Genomic DNA, 23912 nt, shown 5'->3' on the forward strand with positions numbered 1-23912 from the left:
GACAGAGTTTGTCTCTGCTCAATCTGTGCGGGACTGTTTATTTGTCTTCGCAAAAAAGGGCGCAGGTTGCCCTGCGCCCTTTTCCGTAAGTGTCTTAGCGGAACGGCGGTGCATACAGCAGGCCGCCATCGGTCCACTGTGCGTTCAGACCGCGTGCCAGACCAATCGGGGTTTCTTCACCGATGTTCTTGGCAAAGACCTCGCCATAGTTGCCGCCGACCTTGATGGCGCGCTGCGCCCAAGTCGCGTCCAGACCCAGCATCTCGCCCAAGGTGCCTTCGCTACCCAGCAGACGGTTTACTTCGGGGTTGTCCGTGCCAGCCGACATCTCGTCGATATTGGCGGACGTGACGCCCATTTCTTCGGCTGCGATCAGCGCGTTCAGGGTCCAGCGGACGATATCGCCCCACTCGTTATCGCCGTGACGGACCAGCGGCCCCAGCGGCTCTTTCGAGATGATTTCGGGCAGGATCACGTGATCCGACGCGTTTTCGAACGTCGCGCGGGTTGCGGCCAGGCCCGAGGCGTCGGTGGTGTAAACGTCACACGCACCAGCCAGATACTGCTGTTGTGCTTCGGCGTTGGTTTCGATCGGAACCGGCTCGTAGCTCATGTTGTTGATGCGGAAGAAATCCGCCAGGTTGAGCTCGGTGGTGGTACCGGTCTGAATGCAGACAGTCGCGCCATCCAGTTCCTTGGCCGAGCTTACGCCCAGAGCCTTGGGAACCATGAAGCCCTGACCATCGTAGTAGTTGATGCCGACGAATTCGAACTTCAGGTCCACATCGCGGCTGAAGGTCCAGGTGGTGTTACGGGCCAGCATGTCGATCTCACCCGATGCAAGCGCGGTAAAGCGTGTCTTGCCGGTGGTGGGAATGAATTCGACAGCGCTCGGGTCGTCCAGAACGGCGGCGGCTACGGCGCGGCAGACAGCGACGTCGAAGCCCTGCCATTCGCCATTGGCGTCAGGGCTGGCAAAGCCGGGTACGCCGGTGGCGACACCACAGTTCAGCTTGCCGCGCGCCTTGACGTCGTCAACGGTCCCCGCCACAGCAGCGCCAGCTGCCAGACCTGCAATCGTTGCAACGCCCAAGATTACGGATTTTTTCATTTTTACCTCTTCCTGATTTTCTATCCCTTTCAGGGACAGTTCTATCCGGCGCATAGGCACCAGAAAGGTTACCCAAAAGGTATCTCCCCTTTAGTGGCCCGAGTTTGGGCGTATTCATCAACAAACGTCAAGAGCCGGATCAGCGAAATCGATAAGCCGACGTTAGGGATTTTGGGGCAAAAAAGGTAATTCAGATAAAAGAAGTCTCAGGAAGAGAGATCAAAGAAACGTTTTGCGTGCAAAAATGCGGCCTCCTTGATCCGGGCGGCGGCATCCGCTTCGTCATCGTGACCCCACTGCTCGATCTGCCAAAGCTCATCAAGTCTGGACATACGCCAGATGTCCTCGGGGTTGCGCCAATCCTCAGCTGCGGCGAACCCAAGAAGCAATGAACCGGACAAGCTGACAAGGTCGTGGAACGCTGCCAGTTGAAACGGGGTGAGGGCATGAACCCGCGTGCGCAACGCCTCCAGCGCGACGGGATTTTGGGGTTGGTGCACGACTCCGGCACGCGGCACCAGCCGCGCACCCAGCGCCTCGGCGGCCCAATCGAGCGCCGGGTCCCATGCTTCGGCCTGCCGGGTCTGAAGCGCCTCGGGATGTGTCGCGCGATAACACAGCAAATCCGAATCGCCGTAATCCGCCAGCATATCGGCAACTTCGCCATGCTGGTGGCCCACCTTATCAATGGCTGCGTTGGCGGAACGGGTGAAGGGCATGGTGGTCGGATCGACCTCTTTTTCCTGCGCGTCCCATTCGGCCGCAACCGCCTCGGCCATTGCCTGCGTGGGCAGAACCAATGCCGCCTTGGCAGGCGTTTTCACGCGGCGGCCATCCAGTTCGACCGTGTGGCCGCCTTCGGTCTCCACCACCGTACTGGAGGTCCAGAAGCGTTTGGGTTTCCAGTCGCTCATTTCATTCGCCCCAAATCCTGGCCAGTTCTGCTGGCAATTGTTCAAAACTCTCGATCACCGTATGCGCCGCACCCAACGCGGATCGGTCATGATAGCCCCAGTTGACCCCGATGCCGGTGACCCGTGCGGCAGCGGCCATCTCCATGTCAAAGCTGGTATCCCCGATCATCGCCGCGTGCTGCGCCAAAACGCCGGTTTCCGCCAGAGCGGTTTCGATCATGGAAGGATGCGGTTTCGACGGGTGATGATCCGCCACTTGCCGGGTTACAAAAAACCGCTCCAGATCATGCGCCTCGAGCAGCGCCTCCAGACCGCGCTGAGATTTGCCTGTGGCAACGCCCAGCAGAACCTCGTCACGCCCGTGCAATGCCTTGATCACATCGCGCGCGCCGGGATAGAGCGGCGAACTGGCCGCGCCCTGTTCAAGCCGTTGCGCATGGTAGGCCTGTTTGTAACCCTCGACCAATTGCATTTGCACGGTATCTGATTGGTCCGGCGCAAGACGTGCCATCGCATGCGGCAAGGACAGGCCGACAATGGACAGGATGGCTGCGCGATCCGGCACCGGTAGCGAAAGCGCCTGAAAACAAGCGGTCATCGCCGACACAATCGCCCCCTGACTGTCGACCAGAGTGCCATCCACATCGAACAGAACCAGCCGTAGCGGCGCGGTCATCGCAGTTCCTCGAACGGGTCATCCGCGGCAAGGTCTTCGGTCCAGCCCAGCGTGTCCCAGCTGTGTTTCATGTGATCCGGCAAAGGTGCGGTGATCGAAATGGCTTTGCGGGTCATCGGGTGTTCAAAGGACAGACGCCGCGCATGCAGGTGCAACTTCTTGCTGATGACGCCACCCAGTTGCGCGCCCCAGCCATCGCCAAGGTTCTCTTGCCCCGAGCCGCCATATTTGCCATCCCCGATGATCGGATGCCCAATGGCCGCCATATGCGCGCGCAGCTGATGGGTGCGGCCCGTGACCGGTTCCATCGCCACCCAGGCCGCGCGCCCGGCGACACGATAGAGCGTGGCGTAAAGCGTATGCGCCCGTTTCGCGCCGGGCGTATCGTTGACCTCGCTGGAATGGACGGCGATCATCTTCTCGCCTTCGCCCTGCTTGCCATGACCCGAGGCCTTGACCAGCCCGGTCTTGATCTCACCCAAGTAGGGAGTGGGCACCCCGGCCACCAGCGCCCAATAGATCTTGCGCGTGTTGCGATGCCGGAACGCCGCGGTCAGCCCCTTGGCCGCTTCGCGCGTGCGGGCCATCAACAGAACGCCCGAAGTATCCTTGTCCAGCCGATGTACAAGGCGCGGGTTCTCGTCATAGCCAAACCGCAATGCCTCGGACAGGCTGTCCACGTGGCGGGTCTGACCGCTGCCGCCCTGAACCGGCAGGCCATGCGGCTTGTTGAGCGCCAGAACGTGGTCGTCCTTGTAGATCACGCAGGACTGGATCATCTTCGCATCCGCATCCGAGATGCTGCGCCGCACTTCAGCCGGTTTGTGATCGGCGTCTGGCAGTGGTGGCACACGTACGGACTGCCCGACCTCCAGCCGGGTCGAGGCCTTCACCCGACCGCCATCAACCCGCAGCTCACCCTTACGGCACATCTTCTCGATCCGGCCCTGACTGACATGCGGGAACAGGCGGCGCAGCCAGCGATCCAGCCTCTGGTCGCCGTCACCTTCTGCCACCGTGATCATCTGCACGCCACTCATGCCATTGCCCCTTGCGCCGCGCGGCTGATCCGCCCGGAATTTACCCGTTTCAGTGCCTTAGAAAACATGCGCGTCTGTCGCGCGCATTGGACGAAGAGTCAACCCGAGCCTATCGCGCGTTCCGTTGCGCACGCAGTTTCGAAAAATAGTCCAGCCGCTTTTTCAACTCACGCTCAAACCCGCGCTCGACCGGCTGATAAAGCTCGGGCCGCTCCATGTCGTCGGGGAAATAGTTCTGCCCGGAAAACCCGTCTTCGGCATCGTGATCATAGGCATAGCCCGCGCCATAACCCTGATCCTTCATCAGTGATGTCGGCGCATTCAGGATATGTTTGGGCGGCGGCGCGCTGCCTGATTGCTTGGCCAACCGCATCGCGGCCTTATAGCCCACATAGGCCCCGTTCGATTTCGGGGCCAGCGCCAGATAGACCACAGCCTGCGCCAGCGCCAACTCACCTTCGGGCGAACCAAGGCGTTCGTAGGTTTCCCAGCCCTGCAAACAGATCGCCTGTGCCTGCGGGTCGGCCAGACCAATGTCCTCGACCGCCATGCGGGTCAGACGGCGGGCCAGAAAGCGCGGGTCTTCCCCGCCCGTCAGCATCCGCGCAAACCAATAGAGCGCCGCATCGGGATCGGACCCGCGCACCGATTTGTGCAGCGCCGAGATCAGATTGTAATGCTCATCCCCCGATTTGTCGTATTTCGAGGCTCGCCGCATCAGCCGCGTCGACAACGCTTCGGGTGTCAGCGCGGCTTCGACATTCCATGCGGCCACCTGTTCGATCAGGTTCAACAGCGCCCGTCCGTCGCCATCTGCCATCTCCTGCAGCGCATCCCGTGCCGCCGGGGTCAGCGGCAAGGCGCGGCCCAGCTCTTTCTCGGCGCGTTGGGTCAGACGTTCCAGATCGGCAAGGCTGAGCCGTTCCAGCACCAGCACCTGCGACCGGCTGAGCACAGCGGCGTTCAGCTCGAACGAGGGGTTCTCGGTCGTGGCCCCCACCAGCAGGATGGTGCCATCCTCCATATGCGGCAGAAACCCGTCCTGTTGCGCCTTGTTGAAACGATGGATTTCGTCGACGAACAGCAGCGTGCCCTGCCCGTTCTGACGCCGGATTTTTGCGGCCTCGAAAACCTTCTTCAGGTCCGGCACGCCGGTGAATATCGCACTGATCTGAACAAAATGCAGATCCGTCTCTTGTGCAAGAAGACGCGCGATGGTGGTTTTGCCGACCCCCGGCGGGCCCCAGAATATCAGGCTGGAAAGACTGCCCGATGCCAGCATGACCCCCAGCGGCGCATCCGGGCCCAGAACCTGTTCCTGCCCGATCACCTCGGCCAGCGACTGCGGGCGCAGCCGGTCGGCCAGCGGACGGTGCAGTGCGGCCGCAGGTTCGGACGACCCGGTATCGAACAGATCCGCCAAGGCTTACAACCGGAACCGCAAGGACACTGTGCGCCCGTCCCGCTGCAGCTCGAATTGCAGACGGCGGCCCGGATTGGTTAGCGCGTCGATCACGTCGCCGGGTGCGGCGATATCGGTGCCGTTGATACGGCTCAGCACATCTCCGACCTGTAGGCCGGATCGCCCGCCATAACGACCGGCATCGACAACCACGACGCCATCCACAGACAAGGGCAGCCGCAACCGCGTGATCACCGCCGGATTGATGCGCGAAACGGTCAGACCCGGCATCACGGTTCCGTCTGTCAGAACCGTCTCGTCTGCCGCAGGCGTGTCCGGCGCCCTGACCAGGGCGACGCTGACATCCTCGCTCTGGTCGCCGCGCAGACGGGTCAGCACCGACGTCCCGCCGACCCCCGCCACCGACATGCGGAATTTCATTTCGGCGGGCGAGTTCACCTCATCCCCGTCCACATGCGTGACCACATCACCCACCCGCAATCCAGCCTCGCCCAGCGGGCTGAGCGGATGAATGTCGGAAATGACCACACCCATGGGGAAGGTCAGGCCCAGCGACTCGGCGATATCCGCGCTCATATGCTGGCCGGAAACCCCGGCCCAGGGACTGATGAAACTGTCATTGCCGTCCTGCGCCTGCCGCAGGAATTCGGCCACCAGATTGGCCGGAATGGCAAAGCCGATCCCGTTCGACCCGCCCGAACGGGTCAGGATCGAGGTGTTGATGCCGATCAGATCGCCATTCACGTCGATCAACGCCCCGCCGGAATTACCCGGATTGATCGCCGCGTCGGTCTGAATGAAATACCCCCGCGCATTGCCCGTCGCGGTGCCAGTGCGCGCCAGCCCCGAGATGATGCCCGACGACACGGTCTGCCCCACCCCAAACGGGTTGCCGATGGCAAGCGTCAGCTCACCCACCTCGACCTGATCTGAGTCGCGCAAAGTCAGGAATGGCAGGTCTTCGGCTTTTTCCAGCTTCAGGATCGCAATGTCGCTTTCCTTGTCGCCCAGCACAACCTGCGCCGAGTATTCACGTCGATCCGTGGTCACCACCCGGATTTCTGTCGCGGTGCCGACCACATGATAGTTCGAGACCACATAACCGTCTTCCGACAGGATCACCCCGGAGCCCAGCGAATTCTGCACACGCTGGCGCGGCTCATTGAGACCCCGGCCAAAGAAATCCTGAAAGAACGGGTCCGAGAACAGCGGATTGACCCGCCCCTCGCGCACAATCTTGGCGTAAATGTTGACGACGGCGGGCGAGGCCTGTTTGACCACCGGGGCGAAGCCCAATGAGATTTCAGCTTGGGATGTTGGCACCCGGGTCTCAGCGGACGCGACCGAAGCGCACATCACGAAAAAAGCCAAAAGCGACGCACGAACCATCTTTACCTCTACCTGCAGGACTGCGTTGGATATGCGTCTAAGCACGCGATAATGCAAGCTTGCCCTGACAGGCGCGATCTCAGTCCAAGGGCGCGTGCAGGCGGGTCCCTTCGGTGATGATCCCGCCACGATTTCCCACTTCGATCGTGCCATAGCGTTGCTTGAAGACTTCTGGCAATTGCCGGTCGCCTTCCGGGGACAACCACAGCCGTAGCAAGTGGCGCCGCTTGTCAGGATCAGGCCAATCGGTGAATCCGGTTCGATCATGTAACTGAGAATGGTTGTAGACGAATTGCATGTCGCCAGGCTGCAATCGCATGGTCAGATACATGTCAGGATTATTGGCAAGGGCGTCGAAAGTGTTTAAGGCCGCAATGTGGTCATCGCTCAACCGCATCGCTGCGGGAAATCGCTGAGCGCTGTCGATATATTGCCTCTGATAAAACACCGTCAGCTTGCCGTCATGCCACGAGAAGGGCGGGATGGTCATGAATGGCTCCATCCCCTGCGGCACTTCTCCACGCCGATCCGTTGCAATCGGGTCGAACAGTCGTTCCAGCAAGTGGGGGCATTCGGTGCGCATCCGATTATAGATCGCCTCAGCACTCACCAGCAGCGAGTCGCCGCCTTCTTTGGCTTCGCGCAGGCATAGCAGCCCGACGATGTCGGCACTGTCGGTATGGAATGTCTGGCGTTCATGCGTCTGATAGATGCGGGTATTCGGATCATTTGCATCCGCGCCAGTGTCGCGGACATGACCCAGGATATGCCCCTGCGCATTCTGCGAGCGGGCCGAGCCGAGATGTGCTCCGACCCCACAGAAAATCGCCGCCGCCATTTCTTGCGAATAGGTCTCGGTTGGCAGACCACGGAGAATTTCGTACCCTATGCCGTTGATCAGCTTGTCGCGCAGGTCAGCCAGATGTTGATCAAATCGCTGTAGCGGAAACTCAGCCTTGGTCATCAGGCCGATGTCACGCCCCAGAGACAAATAGTGACGGGCCGCCTGCTCAAGATCAGCGATATCATCTGATGCCAGATCGTTGATCCAGTCTGTCTGACGCGCGCGCATTTCAGCTCCGGTCCAGACCGAGGGACCGGTCAGTCGTTGGGGTAGTTCGGAAAGCTCAGTCATCATCCAACCTCTACGTCTGATGTCCAGATTGGCGCATACTGAGCCGGGTTTCATCAACATAAATCGTCGCAAACAACTTGATCGCGACATGAGGTGGGCGCAAAAGAAAAGCCCCCACGTTTGGAACGCAGGGGCCATGGTTCAGAAAGCCTGGCTTTCTTATTCTTCGTCTGCGGCCTCTTCGGCGGCGGCGCGGGCTTTGTCAGCCGCGCCCTTGGCGTCGACATCACGATCAACGAATTCTATGATCGCCATCGGTGCCATGTCGCCATAGCGGAAGCCCGCTTTCAGGATGCGGACGTAACCGCCCTGACGCTCGGCATAACGAGGGCCCAGAACTTCGAACAGCTTGGCGACGTCTTTGTCTTCTTTCAGCTGTGCTGCGGCCTGACGCCGGGCGTGCAGGTCGCCGCGCTTGCCCAGGGTGACCAGCTTTTCGATGATCGGGCGCAGCTCTTTTGCTTTGGGCAGAGTTGTTTTGATCTGCTCATGTTCGATGAGCGAGCCAGCCATGTTTGCAAACAGAGCCTTGCGGTGCTCATGAGTACGGTTCAGGCGGCGGTAACCACGTGCGTGACGCATTTTCAAGTTCCTTCTTTCGCGTTTTGCTTTGTCTGGCCAGCGATGCGTGTCACCAGCTCTCCTTGGGGCATCATTGCCCATACAGTCCCCGGCAGTCCGGGCATTAAGAGGTGGGGTAGAACCCCACCCTACTTTTGAAGCGCTCTTGTAGGATGGGGTTTCACCCCATCTTTCTTAAAAGGCGTCTTCGAATTTCTTCGCCAGATCTTCGATGTTGTCGGGCGGCCAGTCCTCGACATCCATGCCGAGGTGCAGACCCATGCCGGACAGCACTTCCTTGATCTCGTTCAGCGACTTGCGGCCGAAGTTCGGGGTGCGCAGCATCTCGGCTTCGGTCTTCTGGATGAGGTCGCCGATGTAAACGATGTTGTCGTTCTTCAGGCAGTTTGCCGAACGGACCGACAATTCCAGCTCGTCCACTTTCTTCAGCAGCAGCGGGTTGAACTCCAGACCATCGTCTTCGTCCTGGCGGCCAGCCGATTCCGGCTCGTCGAAGTTGACGAAGATTGACAGCTGATCCTGCAGGATGCGTGCGGCGAAGGCCAGCGCGTCTTCCGGCGTGATCGAACCGTCGGTGTCGATCTTCAGGGTCAGCTTGTCATAGTCCAGAACTTGACCTTCACGGGTCGGCTGAACGTCATAGGCAACCTTTTTGACCGGCGAATAGATCGCGTCGATCGGGATCAGACCGATAGGCGCGTCTTCGGGCTTGTTCTTCTCAGCCGAGACGTAGCCTTTGCCGGTATTGACGGTCAGTTCCATGAACAGGTCAGCGCCATCGTCGAGGTGGCAGATGACGTGATCGCGGTTCAGAACCTCGATGCCGGCGCTTTCGCTGATGTCGCCCGCAGTGACAACGGCAGGGCCTTTGGCATTGATCGACAGGCGCTTGGGGCCTTCAACTTCCATGCGCAGCGACACGCCTTTGAGGTTCAGTATGATGTCGGTGACGTCTTCACGTACGCCTGCGACCGAGGAGAACTCGTGCAGGACGTTGTCGATCTGAACGCTGGTGATGGCCGCGCCCTGCAGGCTGCTCATCAGAACACGACGCAGCGCGTTACCCAGGGTCAGACCAAAGCCACGCTCCAGCGGCTCGGCAACCAGCGTTGCCTGACGTGCGGGATCGTTGCCCGGCTTGGCTTCCAGCTGGGTCGGCTTGATCAATTCTGCCCAATTCTTATGGATCATGTAATCCCTCCATTCCTGTCCGCGCCCCATGACCAACAAGGTGCAGACGCCCGAGGTTCAAAATGACGTGCTGGGGCCGTGCAAAAACACAGCCCCAGCTCAATTCAAAATCGCTTAGACGCGGCGACGCTTCGGCGGGCGGCAACCGTTGTGAGCAATCGGTGTCACGTCGCGGATCGACGTGATGTTGAAGCCCACTGCAGCCAGCGCACGCAGAGCCGATTCACGGCCCGAACCGGGGCCCTGAACTTCGACTTCCAGCGTCTTGACGCCATGTTCCTGCGCCTTTTTGCCTGCATCTTCTGCAGCCATCTGAGCGGCGTAGGGTGTCGATTTCCGCGAACCCTTGAAGCCCATGGTACCAGCAGACGACCACGAGATGGCGTTGCCCTGTACGTCCGAGATCAGGATCTTGGTGTTGTTGAAGGTCGAGTTCACATGGGCGACGCCCGATGCGATGTTCTTGCGCTCTTTGCGCTTGATGCGAGTCTTGTCGCGTGCCATCGGTCAGACCCTCCCTTATTTCTTCTTACCGGCAATGGCCTTTGCGGGGCCTTTGCGGGTACGAGCATTGGTGTGGGTGCGCTGACCGCGAACCGGCAGGTTGCGGCGGTGACGCAGACCGCGGTAGCAGCCCAGATCCATCAGACGCTTGACGTTCATCTGAACTTCACGACGCAGGTCACCTTCGACGGTGTAGTTGGCGTCGATGTGTTCGCGGATGGCCAGAACTTCGGCATCCGACAGTTCATTGACGCGACGGGTCGCATCGATGCCCACGGCTTCGCAGATCGCTTTGGCCGAGGTGTTGCCGATACCGGTGATATATGTGAGGGCGATTGGTACCCGCTTTGCAGTCGGGATGTTTACGCCGGCAATACGTGCCACGTGTCACTTTCCTTTTCGTTGCGGTTCCGTAACTCCAGAACCTTTTTTCACAACGCTTGACCGTGGCAGTGCCGCCAGAGGGTCTAGCATTATTCGAGGTGGTCGGGGCGGATGGGACGAATCCCATACGCAGTCTTGATTCCCTTTGGGGATGGGGGTCGATATGGGCTTTTGGCGGTGCCGTCAAGCCCATATTGAAGTCAGCCGAGAATGGCCTCGATGGAAGCCGTGACTTCCTTGATATCCGCCAGCCCGTTCACCGGACGCAGATCGCCCTTGGCATAGTAATAGCCAATCAGCGGCGAAGTCTTCTTGTAGTATTCCATCAGGCGCGTGCGCAGGCTGTCTTCGTTGTCGTCGGCGCGGCGGGTGAACTCTTTTTGCTGACCGCAATTTGTGCACTTGCCGTCGGCGGGGATCGGTTTGGTGTGGTCGTTATAGACCTCGCCACAACCGGAACAGGTTGACCGCGCGGTGATCCGTTCGACCAGCGCCTCGTCATCGACGCGCATCTCGACCACGGTGTGCAGCGACTGACCCAGCTTGGTCAGCAGTGCCGCTAGCGCGTCCGCCTGCGCCAGTGTACGCGGGAAGCCATCGAAGATGAATCCGGCTCCGGTCTCGGAGGTCAGCTTCTCTTCGATCAGGCCGATCACGATCTCATCGGTGACCAGCTTGCCCGCATCCATGATCGCGGCAACCTTCTGGCCCATTTCGGTGCCCGAGGTCTTGGCCTCGCGCAGCATGTCGCCGGTGCTCAGCTGTACCATGCCGCGTGTTTCAACGAGGTGACGCGCTTGCGTCCCCTTGCCTGCCCCCGGGGGGCCGAGAAGAATGATGTTCATCGACGAGAAGGTCCCTTCCTGTTGCGTTTCTTCCCCTTACCACGCAGCTGGGACTTTTCGATAAGACCTTCGTATTGGTGCGCTAGCAGATGGCTCTGGACCTGTTGGATCGTGTCCATGGTCACAGAGACAATAATCAGAACCGAGGTGCCGCCGAAATAGAACGGGATGGCAAACTGGCCCCGAAGGATTTCCGGCAGCAGGCAGACCGCCGCCAGATAGGCCGCACCCAGAACCAGCACGCGGTTAACCACGTATTCCAGGTATTCGGCGGTTTTCTTGCCCGGACGGATGCCCGGCACAAAGCCGTTCTGCTTTTTTAGATTGTCCGCCACATCGTCCGGTTTGAACGACACGTTGAACGTGTAGAAATAGGCGAAGAACACGATCATCGAGGCGAAGAACAGCAGGTACAGCGGCTGTCCGGGGCCGAAATTGGCCAGCAGCCACGACATGATCGGCCCGTTGGTCGCCCCCGACGAGAAGGTCGAGATCGTCACCGGCAGCAGCAGCAGCGAACTGGCGAAGATCGCCGGGATCACGCCCGCCGGGTTCACTTTGACTGGCAGGTGGCTGGAGCCACCTTCATAGATTTTCATTCCGGCCTGACGGCGCGGATATTGGATGTGGATCTTGCGCAGGGCCCGTTCCATGAACACCACGAAGGTGATCACGGCGATGACCATGACAATCACGCCAACGATCACGGCGGGGCTGATCGCACCGCTGCGGCCCGAAGCAAAGAACTGCGCCAGAGCGGCCGGAACCTCGGCGATGATGCCGACGAAAATGATCAGAGAGATGCCATTGCCGATGCCGCGCGCGGTGATCTGTTCACCAAGCCACATCAGGAACATGGTGCCGCCGACCAGAGTGATCATGGTCGACATGCGGAAGAACATGCCAGGATCGGTGGCCAGATCGCCCGATTCCAGCGACACGGCCAGGCCATAGGCCTGCACGGTGGCCAGCGCCACAGTGCCGAAACGGGTATATTGGTTGATCTTCTTGCGCCCCTGCTCGCCCTCTTTCTTGAGCTGTTCGAGCGCGGGAACCATCGATGTCAGCAGCTGCACGATGATCGAGGCCGAGATATAGGGCATGATGCCGAGGGCAAAGATACCCATCCGCCCCAGCGCCCCGCCGGTGAACATCGAAACCATGCCGCCGATGCCCTGCCCCGCTTGCTCCATGAACTCACGCAATGCCTGCCCGTCGATCCCCGGCACCGGAATGAAGGTGCCCAGACGATAGACGATCAGCAAGGCCAGCGTGAACAGGATGCGGTTGCGCAGATCGGTGGCTTTGCCCAGAGCAGCCCAGCTTGTGTTGGCTGCCATTTGTTCTGCTGCTGATACCATAAATCGGTCTCTCTTATGAAAACACCGCCCGGAACCGTTTTCCGGCTCGGGCGGCGTCTTGGAAAACTCTGAGGTCTATGTAAGCGGGTCTTGGCCCGCTCACAAGCGCTTACTCTGCCGCAGCAGCTTTTGTGACCGTAAGTGAGCCGCCCGCTTTCTCGACCGCCTCAACAGCGGCTTTCGAAGCACCGGTAACTTCCAGGTTCACCTTGGCGCTGATCTCGCCTTTGGCCAGAACGCGGACACCGTCCAGCTTGCGGCGGACCAGACCGGATGCAACCAGCGCGTCCTCGGTGATCGCAGCCTTGGCGTCCAGCTTGCCAGCGTCGACGAATTTCTGGATCAGGCCCAGGTTGATGACGGCGAATTCCTTGCGGTTCGGCTTGTTGAAGCCACGCTTGGGCAGGCGCTGGTACAGCGGCATCTGGCCGCCTTCGTAGCCGTTGATGGCCACACCCGAACGGGATTTCTGGCCTTTGATACCGCGGCCACCCATTTTACCTTTGCCGGAACCGGGACCACGGCCAACGCGGGTGCGTTTCGGGCTCGCGCCGGGATTGTCGCGCAATTCGTGCAGTTTCATATCGCTTCTCCTTAGCCGGATGTGACCCCCGAAGCGTCATGGGCCAACCACGGCGTTTTTTGGTTTTGATTCTCGTGGACGCAAATCCACCGGAGCGCTCTACAGCGTTGCGCCCTGTGTTGCAAGGTTTGTTATGTCACAAAGCCAAAAACCAAAAGAGGCGCCACACAGGGCGCCCCTTTCTTCGTGAGTGGTAGGTGTCTTACGAGCAGTACGCGTGCTCACGCGCGATATCAGCGATGTCGCACCGACGAATACCGATATCGTCCAGCTCGCGATTGCTGAGGCGCTGAAGCTCGGAATAGGTGCGGTTGTATTCGATCGCGCGCGCGCGGGTTTCTTTCATGCCTTCAACGAAAGCCGCGATACGGCCCCGCAGATTGAAGCCGCCATGTGTCAGAGTAGCTGTATGTGCCATATTTCTAATCCTTTCTGTACCGAGGCGTATTCCCCGGGCGTTTCCATGTGTTCCTTTGTGGACAACGCTCAGATAGGAGTGTTGGATACCGCTAACAACGCGTGTTTTGGTCTAGCCGGTATGCGAATAGTGCAACACGCGAGAGCGTGAAATCCCACGGCGCTGCCAATACTTGAACTCGGTAAATGGCTACTTTCTGATCTGACCGATGTAACGCTGCTTTTGCTCATTTATCAAAACCAGCTGGCCATTGTTTACTACATAGAGGTCGAAGCGAGGTTGGTCATACCCGATGCAGCGAACTCCATTGTTGTAGAATTTATAGGCATTCGCTTTCCAAGACTGCCCGCCTCTTTTGTAGGAATACCCACCACTTGCGGAATAAGTCTCGACGTCCTTTCCAGAATAAACGACCTTGCGCCCTGAAAGGTTCTTTTGCAGCCACGCCGCATTCACTTTCTGATCCCCATCTGACAAGTAATTGTTAAATGTTTTAGGGGCTTTGTCTGGGCACTGAGCAAAAGCAGCACTGCCAACGAAAATCGCGCAAATCGCGCTTAGAAGAAACTTCATCGTTTATATCCATTCTAAAAATCTGGAATAAACGATACCTCAGCTCCGCCTAATGGCAATAAAAAAAGCCTCCGACTCATCGGAGGCCTTTGCAATCTCTAAAGCTCGGTCTTAGCCGCGCTCTTCGATGATCTCAACCAGATGCGGGATCTTGTTGACCATGCCGCGGACCGAAGGCGTGTCCTCCAGCTCACGGGTGCGGTTCATCTTGTTCAGGCCCAGACCGATCAGGGTTGCGCGCTGTTCGGCGGGGCGACGGATCGGGGAACCGATCTGCTTGACGACGATGGTTTTTGCCATGGTTCGCTCTCCTTACGCTTCGGCTTCAGCCGGTGCTTCGTCCCGCTTGGGCAGGATGTCGGCAACCTTTTTGCCACGACGTGCGGCAACCGAACGCGGGCTCTGCTCTTTCTGCAGGCCGTTGATGGTGGCGCGGATCATGTTGTACGGGTTCTGCGAGCCCAGCGACTTGGACACAACGTCCTTAACGCCCAGCATTTCGAACACGGCACGCATCGGACCACCGGCGATGATACCGGTACCTTCAGGTGCGGTGCGCATAACCACTTTACCAGCGCCGTGACGGCCCTCGATGTCGTGGTGCAGGGTACGACCTTCGCGCAGTTGCACGCGGATCATCTGACGCTTGGCTTGTTCAGTCGCCTTGCGGATGGCCTCAGGTACTTCCTTCGCTTTACCTTTGCCAAAGCCGACGCGGCCTTTCTGATCGCCGACAACCACCAGAGCGGCGAAGCCAAAGCGCTTACCGCCTTTTACGGTTTTCGACACGCGGTTGATTGCGACCAGACGATCGGCAAATTCCGGTGCTTCTTCACGGTCGCGGCCACGGCCCCGACGGTTTTCACGTTCTGCCATTTGGCATCCCTTTTCTCATGTGGCGCATACGGCGCCGTTTGCTTCAATCCAAGTGAGCCCCGACTGTTGCCGAGGCCCCCGGATCATCGGGGCGGATCGAAACCCGCCCGCAGGTCTTAGATCTTCAGACCACCTTCACGCGCGGCGTCGGCAACTGCCTTCACCTTGCCGTGGAACAGGAAGCCACCACGATCGAAATAGGCCTCTTCGACGCCTGCCTTCTTGGCACGCTCGGCGATGGCCGCGCCCACTTTGGTGGCCGCTTCGACGTTGTTCTTGCCAACAACACCCAGGTCTTTTTCCAGGGTCGAGGCAGATGCCAGGGTCACGCCACGTACGTCGTCGATCAGCTGAACAGAGATGTTCTTGTTCGAACGGTGTACGGACAGACGCGGACGACCCGCGTTGACCTTGCGAAGTTTGTTCCGAACGCGCAGGCGGCGCTTCAGAAACAGGGTTCTTTTGCTGTTTGCCATTGTTTGCGTCCTTACTTCTTCTTGCCTTCCTTGCGGAAGATGAACTCGCCCTTGTAGCGGATGCCCTTGCCTTTATACGGCTCGGGACGGCGCCATTCGCGGATTTTGGCCGCGACTTCGCCCACCTGCTGCTGGTCGATACCTTCCACAACGATCTCGGTCTGCTTCGGCGCGGTGATGGTGACACCTTCCGGAGCAGTGAAGTCGACATCGTGGCTGTAGCCCAGGTTCAGCTTCAGGGTGTTGCCCTGCATCTGAGCCCGGTAACCAACACCCTGGATCTCCAGCTCTTTTTTGAAGCCTGTGGTCACACCGGTTACCAGGTTGGCAACCATGGTGCGGCTCATGCCCCACTGCTGGCGGGCACGCTTGGACATGCCGCGGGGGTCGATCTTGACCACGTTGTCTTCAACCGACAGCGTGACGTCGTCGGTGGCGGTGAAGCTGCGGGTGCCTTTCGGACCTTTCACTTCGATGGTCTGACCCGACACAGAGGCGGTAACGCCGCTGGGCAGCTCGACCGGTTTTTTACCAATACGAGACATTGCAGACCTCCTTAGAAGACGGTGCAGAGCACTTCGCCGCCAACATTGTTGGAGCGAGCGTTTGCGTCCGACATCACACCTTTCGGAGTGCTGACAATCGACACACCCAGACCCTGACGGACCTGCGGGATGTCATTGACGCCCATGTACACGCGACGACCGGGTTTCGAGACCCGCTTCAGTTCGCGAATGACAGGGGTGCCTTCGTAGTATTTCAGGCTGATTTCGATGGCCGGATGACCGTTTTCACCGGTCGTCGCTTCGTAGCCACGGATGTAACCTTCGTCCGCCAGCACGTCCAGAACCCAACCGCGCAGCTTGGAAGCCGGGGTGGAAACGGTGGACTTGCCGCGCATTTGCGCGTTGCGGATACGGGTGAGCATATCGCCGATAGGATCGTTCATATCTATGTCTCCCTTACCAGCTCGATTTCACCATGCCGGGGATCTGACCAGCAGAACCCAGCTCGCGCAGCGCGATACGGCTGACCTTCAGCTTACGGTAGTAAGCATGAGGACGACCGGTCAGCTGACAACGGTTGTGCAGACGGGTTGCCGAGCTGTTGCGCGGCAGTTTCGCCAGTTTCAGACGCGCCTTGAAGCGCTCTTCCATCGGGCGGCTCTCGTCATTCGCGATTTCTTTCAGCTCGGCACGCTTTGCGGCATATTTGGCCACCAGGCGTTCGCGCTTCTTCTCGCGTTCGATCATTGCTTTTTTAGCCATGTCTCAATCCTCCGGGCGCTTACGCGTTGAACGGCATGTTGAATGCTTTCAACAGGCTCTTCGCTTCAGCGTCGGTTTTCGCTGTGGTGGCAATTACGATATCCAGGCCCCAGACTTCGTCGACCTTGTCGAAGTCGATTTCCGGGAACACGATGTGCTCTTTCATGCCCATGGCAAAGTTGCCGCGACCATCGAAAGACGGCTTCACACCGCGGAAGTCACGCACGCGCGGCAGCGCGATGGTGATCAGACGATCCAGGAATTCGTACATCCGGTCACCGCGCAGGGTCACTTTCGCACCCAGCGGCATGTCTTCACGGACGCGGAAACCCGCGATCGATTTCTTCGCCTTGGTCGAAACGGCCTGCTGGCCAGCAATCGCGGTCAGATCCTCGACAGCGGCTTTCGCTTTCTTCGAGTCCTTGACGGCCTCAGCACCACACCCGATGTTCAGAACGATTTTTTCCAGCTTGGGCAGCTGCATGTCGTTCTTGTAGCCGAACTCTTCTTTCAGAGCGGCACGGATGGTTTCAACGTACTGAGTTTTCAGACGCGGGGTGTAGGTTGCGTTATCAAGCATCGATCACGTCCCCTGTGGTCTTGGCGAAGCGGACCTTCTTGTCGCCTTCCATGCGGAAGCCAACGCGGGTTGCCTTGCCGTTCTTGTCCAGCAGCGCCAGGTTCGACAGCTCGATCGGGTTTGCCTGAGGCAGGCGACCACCTTGCGAGGTCTGCGACTGACGGGTGTGGCGGATGGCGATGTTGATGCCGTCGACGACAGCTTTGCCGGCTTTCGGGTCAACCGAGGAAATGGTGCCCTCTTTGCCCTTGTCCTTGCCAGCCAGCACAACGACCTTGTCGCCTTTGCGGAGTTTAGCAGCCATGATTACAGCACCTCCGGAGCCAGCGAGATGATTTTCATGAAGTTCTTGGCGCGCAGTTCGCGAACAACGGGGCCAAAGATACGGGTACCTACGGGCTCGTTGTTGTTGTTCAGGATGACGGCGGCGTTGCGATCGAAACGGATCGCGGTGCCGTCTTCGCGACGGACTTCCTTGGCGGTGCGTACGACGACGGCCTTGCGGACGTCCCCTTTCTTTACGCGGCCGCGCGGGATGGCTTCCTTCACCGAGACGACAATGATGTCGCCGACGGAGGCGTATTTACGCTTGGAACCACCCAGGACCTTGATGCACTGAACTCGGCGTGCGCCGGAGTTGTCAGCGACATCCAGATTGGTCTGCATCTGGATCATGTGGTTTCTCCCGACCTGTGGGGGCTGGTCTTGTTAAATCCCCCAGGGTTTCGACAAATGGAAAAGCTCTGGGGGCTTACGCCTCCAGAACCTCCCAACGTTTCGTCTTCGATTTCGGCGCGCATTCGATGATGCGGACTGTATCGCCGACCTTGAAGGCGTTCTTTTCATCGTGAGCCCGGTATTTCTTGGACTTACGGATGGTTTTCTTCAGAACCGGATGCGTAAAGCGGCGCTCGACGGATACGGTTACGGTCTGTTCGTTGGCGTCGCTGGTCACGGTGCCTTGCAGGATACGCTTGGGCATCTGATTACTCCTCGGATGCCGCAGCAGCGGCCTTTTCGTTCAGAATGGTTTTGACACGGGCAGCATTGCGGCGGGCCGCTTTGATGCCGGCTGTGTTTTCCAGCTGACCGGTTGCCTGTTGAAAGCGCAGGTTAAAGCTTTCTTTCTTCAGGTTGGCCAGTTCCTCGCGGAGCTGGTCCGGGGTCTTGTCACGCAGTTCTTGGGCGTTCATCGCCTTTTTCCTTTGCTCAAAACACCAGAAGGCCCCGTACACGGGTCACCTTTGACCTGGTGGATGAATGATAGACATACGAATCGCCCGACAACGCCGGGAGACCGCAGGATGCCGCCGTATAAGGGTTTGGGGGGTGGGTGGCAAGAGGAAGTTTGACCAAGTTGCATTGCGCAATCAGCGCTCATGCCAATCGCCTCTAAACCGATAGTTATTCGGTATTTGAACCGGCAGAGACAGAGCCCTCGTGAAACTTGTTGCAGTCGTAACAGCCGAACGTCTAGCATCAAGGGTGTATTTTTGAGTTCAGTAAATAATGAGGCGCGTTATGAAACAGATGATTTTGAAGGCTATCGCCCTGACCGCAATACTACCCGCGACAATGGCGATGGCAGCACCCGACGGGAAATGGACACTTACAATCAATTCAAACCGCCCCTGGCAGATGGATGTTTCGGTAAGCAACAATGTCCCTCAGGTTTTGGCAGCACATGGGATCACGCCCGAGGGTATTACTGTGCGAAAAGCTACCAATGATCGGCTTCAATTCGATGCGACGATTTCCAAACAGGGAAGCTGCTCGTCAGGCAGTGTGATGAAGTTTGACCTGAAGTTCAAGAACGGCGCCTACAGGTCGGGGTCGGTGAACGGAAATTGCATTGGCTTTCCTCGATTTCGCGCGCGCGTCACAGCAAAATAGCGATACGAAGAACATGGCCCGCCAGTCCCAATGAAAACGGCACGGGACAATTTAATGTTCATACAGCGCCGCAATAAAACCTGTTTTGCCTTTCCTATGGCCCAAACAAAAAAGACCGCCCCAAACGGGACGGCCCTTTCATTCACTGTCTCTTTATCAGAGGATCAGGCAGCCAGTGCGGCCTGAGCTTTGGCGACGATCGCGCCGAACGCTTCCGGTTCGTGCACGGCCAGGTCGGCCAGAACTTTGCGGTCCACTTCGATACCGGCCAGGTTCAGGCCGTTGATGAAGCGGGAATAGGTCAGAGCCTCGTCATGCGAACGGACAGCAGCGTTGATGCGCTGGATCCACAGCGCGCGGAAATTGCGCTTGCGGTTCTTGCGGTCGCGGGTTGCGTACTGGTTGGCCTTGTCGACGGCCTGACGGGCAACCTTGAAGGTGCTCTTGCGGCGGCCATAGTAACCTTTGGCGGCCTTGATGACCTTCTTGTGACGGGCGTGAGTTACGGTTCCACCTTTAACGCGGGACATCTCTTAATCTCCTCTTAGCGGTCGTAGGGCATGTAGCCCTTGACGATCTTGGCGTCGGGGGCGGACAGGGTGGTGTTGCCACGGGCATCGCGGATGAACTTCTTGGTCCGCTTGATCATGCCGTGCCGTTTGCCGGCCTGGCCAGCAAGGACCTTACCGGTCGCAGTCACCTTGAAGCGCTTCTTGGCGCTCGACTTGGTCTTCATCTTAGGCATTTCCGTCTCCTTTTCCGGGTTCGGTTTCAAACGCGACTCGGCATGCCATCTCGGCCGGTCACGCGATCAGAAGCGCCGTTTACGCAAGTTCGATGATACTGGCAAGGGGGTTTTGAGCGGAATCTGCGGAATTCGCGAGGCCGTCAGGCACCGGGGCGACGCGCGCCGCCCCGGTGAATAGGGTTAGTGGCCGAATTTGCGGATTTCACCGCTCTTCAGCCGTTCGGCGTAGGACGCAAGTTCCTGCCGCACCACTTTCATCAGGAAGTAGAGCGCGAAGACGTTGACAACCGCCATAGCAAAGATCGCCGCATCCGAGAAGTCGATGACCGGGCCAAGGTTGGCCGCCGCACCGATCACCACGAAGACGCAGAAGATGATCTTGAACACCAGTTCCTTGGTGTGACCCTCGCCGAACAGATAGGTCCAGGCCTTGAGGCCATAGTAGGACCAGCTGATCATGGTCGAGAAGGCAAACAGCACCACGGCAATCGCCAGGATGAAGGGGAACCAGCTGAAGGCGCTGCCGAAGGCGGCAGATGTCAGGCTGACGCCGGTATTGCCATCAACGGTCGCAATCGCGTTGCCCGCTTCGTTCAGCATGTAATTGCCGGTTTCCGGATCAACGATCAGCTGCTGGGTGATGATGATCACCAGCGCGGTCATGGTACAGATCACGACCGTATCGATGAACGGCTCGAGCAGCGACACAAAACCCTCGGTGATCGGCTCTTTGGTCCGCACCGCCGAGTGCGCGATCGCCGCAGAACCAACGCCCGCTTCGTTCGAGAACGCCGCACGGCGGAAGCCCTGGATCAGCGCGCCGACCATGCCGCCAGCCACGCCGAGCCCGGTGAAGGCACCCGCGAAAATCTGACCAAAGGCCCAGCCGATCTGATCGGCATGCATGATGATGATGACCAGCGCGGCCAACACATACATGACACCCATGAAGGGCACGACCTTTTCGGTCACGCGCGCGATGGATTTCAGGCCGCCCACAATCACCGCAAAAACGATGCCCGCAAAGACCAGACCGGTGATCCAGCCGGGATAGTCGCCGACGATGCCCGCGATCTGCTGGTGCGCCTGATTGGCCTGGAACATGTTGCCCCCACCCAGCGCGCCAAGGATACAGAAGATCGAGAATAGAACGGCCAGAATTTTGCCGCCCGGCAGGCCCAGTTCGTTAAAGCCCTTGGACATGTAATACATCGGACCACCGGAAACGGTGCCGTCCTCGTATTCGTTGCGATATTTCACGCCCAGCGTACATTCGGTGAATTTCGACGCCATGCCCAGCAGGCCCGCGACGATCATCCAGAATGTGGCACCCGGCCCGCCGATGCCCACGGCCACCGCCACACCGGCGATGTTACCAAGGCCCACCGTGCCCGAAAGCGCGGTTGCGAGCGCCTGAAAGTGGCTGACCTCACCCGCGTCATTGGGGTCGGAGTAATCGCCCTTCACAAGGCTGATCGCATGGCTGAAGAACCTCAGCTGCACAAAGGCGAAGTACAGCGTGAACACGGTCGCCGCGATCACCAGCCAACCCACGATCCATGGGAAACCCGTTCCCGGAAACGGCGCAAAGATAAAGCTCACGAACGGCCCGGTGAAATTGGCGAAGGCCTGGTTGATCTTGTCGTCCAGACCCGCTGCCTCTTGTGCGGCCGCAGGAGCGGCGAACAGAGCGGTCAGGGCGGCCAGACCCAGTTTGTTTTGAATATTCATCATCATCTCTCCCCTCAGTTCACGACCGTGACCGGAACTTCGGCATGCATGACCAGATTCTGGGTGGAACTGCCAAACAGGCGTTTCTTGAACCCATCCGCCGACGCCCGGCCCACAACGATCTGAGAGCCGCCATTTTCCACCGTGATTGCGTTCAGCGTTTCCGCCACATCACCGTGGCGGACGATGCCCTGCGCTTCGAACCCGGCGGCTTTCAACGCCTCGACCGCTGGTGCGATGATGCGCGACGTGGCCAGTTCGACCTCTTCTTCGCGCCGCTTGTGACGCAAGGCGTTTTCTTCCGGTGTCTGAAATGTGAAAGGAGACCATTCGATGACATAAACCACCAGCAGATCACACGATCCGATGAGCCCTGCCAAATCTTTGGCAAAGGCGATCGCGCGCTCTCCGGTTTCTGTCCCGTCCAGTCCAATGACAATTTTCGTTGTCATGTCGTTCCTCCGTTATTGTTGATTAGGCCGGGACCCTCGCTCCCGGCAGGGCAGCCGGAACCTGGAACTTGCTGAGTAGACTGCCCTGGACCCGAGTATCCCCAGAAAACACGGAAAAACAGAAGGACTATTTCCGGAAACACGCCCGGAACACCTATAATATTGATAAGTATTTCCAATTTTTGCCTAAAAATTAGGCATTCGGCAAAGTCTCAGGGTGAAATCTGCCCCTGAGCCCCGGGATCAACCCGGATCTGTGTTGTAAATCAGCCGTTCATCGCAGGGGGCGATGCGCAGAATATTGGTTGTGCCCGGTACGTTGAAGGGCACGCCTGCGGTCACCACGATCTGATCGACCTCTGAGGCGAAGCCACCGGCGCGGGCGGCGCGGGCGGCGCTGACCACAGCACCCTTGAATCGCTCAAGCTCGGGCGTCATGACGCAATGGCAGCCCCAGCTCAGGCACAAGCGGCGGGCGGTTCCGGTGGCAGGCGTCATCGCGATGATCGGCACCCCGGGACGTTCACGCGCGGTCAGCAGCGCAGTCGTGCCGCTTTGGGTGAAGCAGCAGATTGCCTTGATGTCCGTCTTCTCGGCAATCTCGCGCGCGGCGGCGACAATCCCATCGGCCACGGTGGTCCCTTTGGCCGTGCGCGAGGCGGCGATGATCTGAGTATAGGTCGGGTCGGCCTCGACCTCGATGGCCACCTTGTTCATGGTCTGCACGGCTTCGATCGGATAGGCCCCCGCAGCCGATTCCGCGCTGAGCATGATTGCGTCCGTGCCCTCGTAGATTGCGGTGGCCACGTCCGAGACCTCGGCCCGGGTGGGCATCGGGCTTTCGATCATGCTCTCCAGCATCTGCGTGGCCACGATGACCGGCTTGGCCGCGCTCCGGCATCTGCGCACCAGACGTTTCTGGATCGGCGGCACGGCAGAAACCGGCAGTTCAACCCCCAGATCGCCACGCGCTACCATGATCCCGTCGGACGCGTCGAGGATATCGTCAAACGCCTCGACCGCTGCGGGCTTTTCGATCTTCGACAGGATCGAGGCGCGACCATCCGCCAGGGCGCGGGCTTCGAACACGTCCTTGGCGCGCTGCACGAAGCTGAGCGCCAGCCAGTCCACGCCCAGTTGGCAGACAAATTCCAGATCGTCCCGGTCCTTGGCCGACAGCGCCGCCAGAGGCAGCACCACATCCGGCACGTTGACCCCCTTGCGGTTCGAGATGGTGCCGCCGACCTCGACGGTGCAATTGGCAAAGTCCTGACCGCAGTCCTGCACGATCAGACGGATCTTGCCATCGTTGACCAACAGGCGCGCGCCGGTTTCCAGCGCCGCGAAAATCTCGGGATGCGGCAGGCAGACGCGGGTCGCGTCCCCCGGCGCCGGGTCGAGGTCCAGCCGGAACGCCGCGCCCTCTTCCAGATCCTCGGCCTCATTGGAGAAGACACCCACCCGCAGCTTGGGGCCCTGAAGGTCAGCCAGAATCGCAATCGGGCTGTCCAGATCCTTTTCCACCTGCCGGATGATCCGGTGCCGCTCGCGAATCTCGTCATGGCTGCCGTGGCTCATGTTCAGACGGAACACATCCGCCCCGGCCTCGTGCAGCGCTCGGATGGTGTCATAGTCATTGGACGCCGGTCCCAGCGTCGCCACGATCTTCACATTTCTCAGGCGTCGCATCGGTCAGACTCTCCTTGGACGTACAAATGTTACCGCAAACATTGCTCAGGCTGCTTATTGCGCAATTCCC

33 protein-coding genes are annotated in these 23912 nt (G+C 59.2%); 1 reads left to right on the top strand and 32 read right to left on the bottom strand.

The genetic code is table 11. From position 1 onward, the window contains the following. Window positions 1–94: 94 nt before the first annotated feature. The 27 genes from ACR3E4_RS05395 to rpmC form a co-directional block, all read right to left on the bottom strand. A complete protein-coding gene (locus ACR3E4_RS05395; RefSeq protein WP_480534630.1) occupies window positions 95–1111 on the bottom strand; it encodes an amino acid ABC transporter substrate-binding protein in 1017 nt (338 codons plus the stop codon). A 206-nt stretch (window positions 1112–1317) separates the two neighbouring features. After that, window positions 1318–2025: an ATP12 family chaperone protein gene (locus tag ACR3E4_RS05400; RefSeq protein ID WP_480534629.1), complete on the bottom strand. Its 708-nt coding sequence runs from the start codon at window positions 2023–2025 to the stop codon at window positions 1318–1320. A gap of 1 nt (window position 2026) precedes the next feature. Further along, entirely contained in the window at window positions 2027–2701 is a 675-nt protein-coding gene (locus ACR3E4_RS05405; protein WP_480534627.1) for an HAD-IA family hydrolase, read from the bottom strand. After that, complete coding sequence (locus ACR3E4_RS05410) at window positions 2698–3741, bottom strand: RluA family pseudouridine synthase (RefSeq protein WP_480534625.1); 1044 nt, start codon at window positions 3739–3741, stop codon at window positions 2698–2700. The genes ACR3E4_RS05405 and ACR3E4_RS05410 overlap by 4 nt, the downstream gene beginning before the upstream one ends. A gap of 109 nt (window positions 3742–3850) precedes the next feature. Then, window positions 3851–5164 carry a replication-associated recombination protein A gene (locus ACR3E4_RS05415; protein WP_480534623.1) on the bottom strand — a complete coding sequence of 438 codons (1314 nt, stop codon included), beginning with the start codon at window positions 5162–5164 and terminating at the stop codon, window positions 3851–3853. 3 nt (window positions 5165–5167) lie between these two features. Further along, the gene (locus ACR3E4_RS05420; protein WP_480534621.1) at window positions 5168–6553 is read right to left on the bottom strand and encodes a trypsin-like peptidase domain-containing protein; all 1386 of its coding nucleotides are present in this window, start codon (window positions 6551–6553) and stop codon (window positions 5168–5170) included. 79 nt (window positions 6554–6632) lie between these two features. Then, complete coding sequence (locus ACR3E4_RS05425; protein WP_480534620.1) at window positions 6633–7688, bottom strand: TauD/TfdA family dioxygenase; 1056 nt, start codon at window positions 7686–7688, stop codon at window positions 6633–6635. Window positions 7689–7847: 159 nt separating this feature from the next. Then, window positions 7848–8270: a 50S ribosomal protein L17 gene (rplQ, locus tag ACR3E4_RS05430; RefSeq protein WP_480534618.1), complete on the bottom strand. Its 423-nt coding sequence runs from the start codon at window positions 8268–8270 to the stop codon at window positions 7848–7850. Window positions 8271–8444: 174 nt separating this feature from the next. Then, on the bottom strand, window positions 8445–9461 hold the full coding sequence (locus ACR3E4_RS05435; protein WP_170387759.1) for a DNA-directed RNA polymerase subunit alpha: 1017 nt from the start codon (window positions 9459–9461) through the stop codon (window positions 8445–8447). 114 nt (window positions 9462–9575) lie between these two features. Then, complete coding sequence (gene rpsK, locus ACR3E4_RS05440; protein ID WP_170462414.1) at window positions 9576–9965, bottom strand: 30S ribosomal protein S11; 390 nt, start codon at window positions 9963–9965, stop codon at window positions 9576–9578. Between the two features lie 15 nt (window positions 9966–9980). After that, window positions 9981–10349, bottom strand: a complete 369-nt coding sequence (gene rpsM, locus ACR3E4_RS05445) for a 30S ribosomal protein S13 (protein WP_298387605.1) — start codon at window positions 10347–10349, stop codon at window positions 9981–9983. Between the two features lie 200 nt (window positions 10350–10549). Next, window positions 10550–11194 (bottom strand): adenylate kinase, encoded by a 645-nt coding sequence (locus tag ACR3E4_RS05450; RefSeq protein ID WP_480534616.1) that lies wholly within the window; start codon window positions 11192–11194, stop codon window positions 10550–10552. Further along, complete coding sequence (gene secY, locus ACR3E4_RS05455; RefSeq protein ID WP_480534614.1) at window positions 11191–12555, bottom strand: preprotein translocase subunit SecY; 1365 nt, start codon at window positions 12553–12555, stop codon at window positions 11191–11193. Before secY ends, ACR3E4_RS05450 begins: the two co-directional genes overlap by 4 nt. 109 nt (window positions 12556–12664) lie before the next feature. Further along, window positions 12665–13138 (bottom strand): 50S ribosomal protein L15, encoded by a 474-nt coding sequence (rplO, locus tag ACR3E4_RS05460; protein ID WP_480534612.1) that lies wholly within the window; start codon window positions 13136–13138, stop codon window positions 12665–12667. Between the two features lie 202 nt (window positions 13139–13340). Next, window positions 13341–13556, bottom strand: a complete 216-nt coding sequence (locus ACR3E4_RS05465; RefSeq protein ID WP_480471837.1) for a DUF1127 domain-containing protein — start codon at window positions 13554–13556, stop codon at window positions 13341–13343. Window positions 13557–13745: 189 nt separating this feature from the next. Next, the gene (locus ACR3E4_RS05470) at window positions 13746–14129 is read right to left on the bottom strand and encodes a hypothetical protein (protein WP_480534610.1); all 384 of its coding nucleotides are present in this window, start codon (window positions 14127–14129) and stop codon (window positions 13746–13748) included. Between the two features lie 111 nt (window positions 14130–14240). Continuing rightward, window positions 14241–14429 carry a 50S ribosomal protein L30 gene (gene rpmD / locus ACR3E4_RS05475; protein ID WP_039538297.1) on the bottom strand — a complete coding sequence of 63 codons (189 nt, stop codon included), beginning with the start codon at window positions 14427–14429 and terminating at the stop codon, window positions 14241–14243. A 12-nt stretch (window positions 14430–14441) separates the two neighbouring features. Then, window positions 14442–15005 carry a 30S ribosomal protein S5 gene (gene rpsE / locus ACR3E4_RS05480; RefSeq protein WP_170356677.1) on the bottom strand — a complete coding sequence of 188 codons (564 nt, stop codon included), beginning with the start codon at window positions 15003–15005 and terminating at the stop codon, window positions 14442–14444. A 116-nt stretch (window positions 15006–15121) separates the two neighbouring features. Next, window positions 15122–15481 carry a 50S ribosomal protein L18 gene (gene rplR, locus ACR3E4_RS05485; protein WP_010437103.1) on the bottom strand — a complete coding sequence of 120 codons (360 nt, stop codon included), beginning with the start codon at window positions 15479–15481 and terminating at the stop codon, window positions 15122–15124. Window positions 15482–15492: 11 nt separating this feature from the next. Continuing rightward, complete coding sequence (gene rplF, locus ACR3E4_RS05490) at window positions 15493–16026, bottom strand: 50S ribosomal protein L6 (protein ID WP_170456135.1); 534 nt, start codon at window positions 16024–16026, stop codon at window positions 15493–15495. 11 nt (window positions 16027–16037) lie between these two features. Further along, on the bottom strand, window positions 16038–16430 hold the full coding sequence (gene rpsH / locus ACR3E4_RS05495; protein WP_010437099.1) for a 30S ribosomal protein S8: 393 nt from the start codon (window positions 16428–16430) through the stop codon (window positions 16038–16040). A 13-nt stretch (window positions 16431–16443) separates the two neighbouring features. Beyond that, the gene (gene rpsN / locus ACR3E4_RS05500; RefSeq protein ID WP_068340744.1) at window positions 16444–16749 is read right to left on the bottom strand and encodes a 30S ribosomal protein S14; all 306 of its coding nucleotides are present in this window, start codon (window positions 16747–16749) and stop codon (window positions 16444–16446) included. Window positions 16750–16768: 19 nt separating this feature from the next. Further along, on the bottom strand, window positions 16769–17329 hold the full coding sequence (rplE, locus tag ACR3E4_RS05505; RefSeq protein WP_480534608.1) for a 50S ribosomal protein L5: 561 nt from the start codon (window positions 17327–17329) through the stop codon (window positions 16769–16771). Continuing rightward, window positions 17322–17633: a 50S ribosomal protein L24 gene (gene rplX, locus ACR3E4_RS05510; protein ID WP_171092002.1), complete on the bottom strand. Its 312-nt coding sequence runs from the start codon at window positions 17631–17633 to the stop codon at window positions 17322–17324. The genes rplE and rplX overlap by 8 nt, the downstream gene beginning before the upstream one ends. A gap of 2 nt (window positions 17634–17635) precedes the next feature. Then, window positions 17636–18004, bottom strand: coding sequence for a 50S ribosomal protein L14 (gene rplN / locus ACR3E4_RS05515; RefSeq protein WP_005621870.1), 369 nt, complete (start codon window positions 18002–18004; stop codon window positions 17636–17638). A gap of 76 nt (window positions 18005–18080) precedes the next feature. Beyond that, complete coding sequence (gene rpsQ, locus ACR3E4_RS05520; RefSeq protein WP_068340771.1) at window positions 18081–18311, bottom strand: 30S ribosomal protein S17; 231 nt, start codon at window positions 18309–18311, stop codon at window positions 18081–18083. A gap of 4 nt (window positions 18312–18315) precedes the next feature. Then, entirely contained in the window at window positions 18316–18522 is a 207-nt protein-coding gene (gene rpmC, locus ACR3E4_RS05525) for a 50S ribosomal protein L29 (RefSeq protein WP_010437082.1), read from the bottom strand. Window positions 18523–18850: 328 nt separating this feature from the next. On the opposite strand from rpmC, the gene ACR3E4_RS05530 reads away from it, so the two are divergent. After that, entirely contained in the window at window positions 18851–19222 is a 372-nt protein-coding gene (locus tag ACR3E4_RS05530) for a hypothetical protein (RefSeq protein ID WP_480534606.1), read from the top strand. Window positions 19223–19386: 164 nt separating this feature from the next. On the opposite strand, the gene rplT is transcribed toward ACR3E4_RS05530, so the two are convergent. From rplT to pyk, 5 genes are all read right to left on the bottom strand, one after another. Further along, the gene (rplT, locus tag ACR3E4_RS05535; RefSeq protein ID WP_008756009.1) at window positions 19387–19752 is read right to left on the bottom strand and encodes a 50S ribosomal protein L20; all 366 of its coding nucleotides are present in this window, start codon (window positions 19750–19752) and stop codon (window positions 19387–19389) included. A gap of 14 nt (window positions 19753–19766) precedes the next feature. Next, on the bottom strand, window positions 19767–19967 hold the full coding sequence (rpmI, locus tag ACR3E4_RS05540) for a 50S ribosomal protein L35 (protein ID WP_010443552.1): 201 nt from the start codon (window positions 19965–19967) through the stop codon (window positions 19767–19769). Window positions 19968–20150: 183 nt separating this feature from the next. Next, window positions 20151–21701, bottom strand: coding sequence for an alanine/glycine:cation symporter family protein (locus ACR3E4_RS05545; RefSeq protein WP_480534604.1), 1551 nt, complete (start codon window positions 21699–21701; stop codon window positions 20151–20153). Window positions 21702–21715: 14 nt separating this feature from the next. Continuing rightward, window positions 21716–22153 carry a universal stress protein gene (locus ACR3E4_RS05550; RefSeq protein ID WP_480534602.1) on the bottom strand — a complete coding sequence of 146 codons (438 nt, stop codon included), beginning with the start codon at window positions 22151–22153 and terminating at the stop codon, window positions 21716–21718. Between the two features lie 243 nt (window positions 22154–22396). Next, window positions 22397–23842: a pyruvate kinase gene (pyk, locus tag ACR3E4_RS05555; RefSeq protein ID WP_480534600.1), complete on the bottom strand. Its 1446-nt coding sequence runs from the start codon at window positions 23840–23842 to the stop codon at window positions 22397–22399. Window positions 23843–23912 lie beyond the last annotated feature (70 nt).

The sequence above is a fragment of the Ruegeria sp. AP11 genome, assembly GCF_056535865.1.

Excerpts from the sequence above, each read along its gene's own strand:
- ACR3E4_RS05470 (WP_480534610.1), bottom strand. The coding sequence starts at position 14,129 with ATGAAGTTTCTTCTAAGCGCGATTTGCGCGATTTTCGTTGGCAGTGCT.
- ACR3E4_RS05400 (WP_480534629.1), bottom strand. The coding sequence starts at position 2,025 with ATGAGCGACTGGAAACCCAAACGCTTCTGGACCTCCAGTACGGTGGTG.
- ACR3E4_RS05550 (WP_480534602.1), bottom strand. The coding sequence starts at position 22,153 with ATGACAACGAAAATTGTCATTGGACTGGACGGGACAGAAACCGGAGAG.
- rplQ (WP_480534618.1), bottom strand. The coding sequence starts at position 8,270 with ATGCGTCACGCACGTGGTTACCGCCGCCTGAACCGTACTCATGAGCAC.
- rplE (WP_480534608.1), bottom strand. The coding sequence starts at position 17,329 with ATGCTTGATAACGCAACCTACACCCCGCGTCTGAAAACTCAGTACGTT.
- rpsK (WP_170462414.1), bottom strand. The coding sequence starts at position 9,965 with ATGGCACGCGACAAGACTCGCATCAAGCGCAAAGAGCGCAAGAACATC.
- ACR3E4_RS05435 (WP_170387759.1), bottom strand. The coding sequence starts at position 9,461 with ATGATCCATAAGAATTGGGCAGAATTGATCAAGCCGACCCAGCTGGAA.
- ACR3E4_RS05450 (WP_480534616.1), bottom strand. The coding sequence starts at position 11,194 with ATGAACATCATTCTTCTCGGCCCCCCGGGGGCAGGCAAGGGGACGCAA.
- rpmD (WP_039538297.1), bottom strand. The coding sequence starts at position 14,429 with ATGGCAAAAACCATCGTCGTCAAGCAGATCGGTTCCCCGATCCGTCGC.
- rpmC (WP_010437082.1), bottom strand. The coding sequence starts at position 18,522 with ATGAACGCCCAAGAACTGCGTGACAAGACCCCGGACCAGCTCCGCGAG.
- rplN (WP_005621870.1), bottom strand. The coding sequence starts at position 18,004 with ATGATCCAGATGCAGACCAATCTGGATGTCGCTGACAACTCCGGCGCA.
- rplO (WP_480534612.1), bottom strand. The coding sequence starts at position 13,138 with ATGAAACTGCACGAATTGCGCGACAATCCCGGCGCGAGCCCGAAACGC.
- ACR3E4_RS05420 (WP_480534621.1), bottom strand. The coding sequence starts at position 6,553 with ATGGTTCGTGCGTCGCTTTTGGCTTTTTTCGTGATGTGCGCTTCGGTC.
- rpsQ (WP_068340771.1), bottom strand. The coding sequence starts at position 18,311 with ATGCCCAAGCGTATCCTGCAAGGCACCGTGACCAGCGACGCCAACGAA.
- ACR3E4_RS05465 (WP_480471837.1), bottom strand. The coding sequence starts at position 13,556 with ATGGCACATACAGCTACTCTGACACATGGCGGCTTCAATCTGCGGGGC.
- rplX (WP_171092002.1), bottom strand. The coding sequence starts at position 17,633 with ATGGCTGCTAAACTCCGCAAAGGCGACAAGGTCGTTGTGCTGGCTGGC.
- rpsN (WP_068340744.1), bottom strand. The coding sequence starts at position 16,749 with ATGGCTAAAAAAGCAATGATCGAACGCGAGAAGAAGCGCGAACGCCTG.
- ACR3E4_RS05530 (WP_480534606.1), top strand. The coding sequence starts at position 18,851 with ATGAAACAGATGATTTTGAAGGCTATCGCCCTGACCGCAATACTACCC.
- ACR3E4_RS05405 (WP_480534627.1), bottom strand. The coding sequence starts at position 2,701 with ATGACCGCGCCGCTACGGCTGGTTCTGTTCGATGTGGATGGCACTCTG.
- rplF (WP_170456135.1), bottom strand. The coding sequence starts at position 16,026 with ATGTCTCGTATTGGTAAAAAACCGGTCGAGCTGCCCAGCGGCGTTACC.
- ACR3E4_RS05410 (WP_480534625.1), bottom strand. The coding sequence starts at position 3,741 with ATGAGTGGCGTGCAGATGATCACGGTGGCAGAAGGTGACGGCGACCAG.
- ACR3E4_RS05395 (WP_480534630.1), bottom strand. The coding sequence starts at position 1,111 with ATGAAAAAATCCGTAATCTTGGGCGTTGCAACGATTGCAGGTCTGGCA.
- ACR3E4_RS05545 (WP_480534604.1), bottom strand. The coding sequence starts at position 21,701 with ATGAATATTCAAAACAAACTGGGTCTGGCCGCCCTGACCGCTCTGTTC.
- rpsH (WP_010437099.1), bottom strand. The coding sequence starts at position 16,430 with ATGAACGATCCTATCGGCGATATGCTCACCCGTATCCGCAACGCGCAA.
- rpsE (WP_170356677.1), bottom strand. The coding sequence starts at position 15,005 with ATGGCAGAACGTGAAAACCGTCGGGGCCGTGGCCGCGACCGTGAAGAA.
- rplT (WP_008756009.1), bottom strand. The coding sequence starts at position 19,752 with ATGTCCCGCGTTAAAGGTGGAACCGTAACTCACGCCCGTCACAAGAAG.
- rplR (WP_010437103.1), bottom strand. The coding sequence starts at position 15,481 with ATGGCAAACAGCAAAAGAACCCTGTTTCTGAAGCGCCGCCTGCGCGTT.
- secY (WP_480534614.1), bottom strand. The coding sequence starts at position 12,555 with ATGGTATCAGCAGCAGAACAAATGGCAGCCAACACAAGCTGGGCTGCT.
- rpmI (WP_010443552.1), bottom strand. The coding sequence starts at position 19,967 with ATGCCTAAGATGAAGACCAAGTCGAGCGCCAAGAAGCGCTTCAAGGTG.
- pyk (WP_480534600.1), bottom strand. The coding sequence starts at position 23,842 with ATGCGACGCCTGAGAAATGTGAAGATCGTGGCGACGCTGGGACCGGCG.
- ACR3E4_RS05425 (WP_480534620.1), bottom strand. The coding sequence starts at position 7,688 with ATGACTGAGCTTTCCGAACTACCCCAACGACTGACCGGTCCCTCGGTC.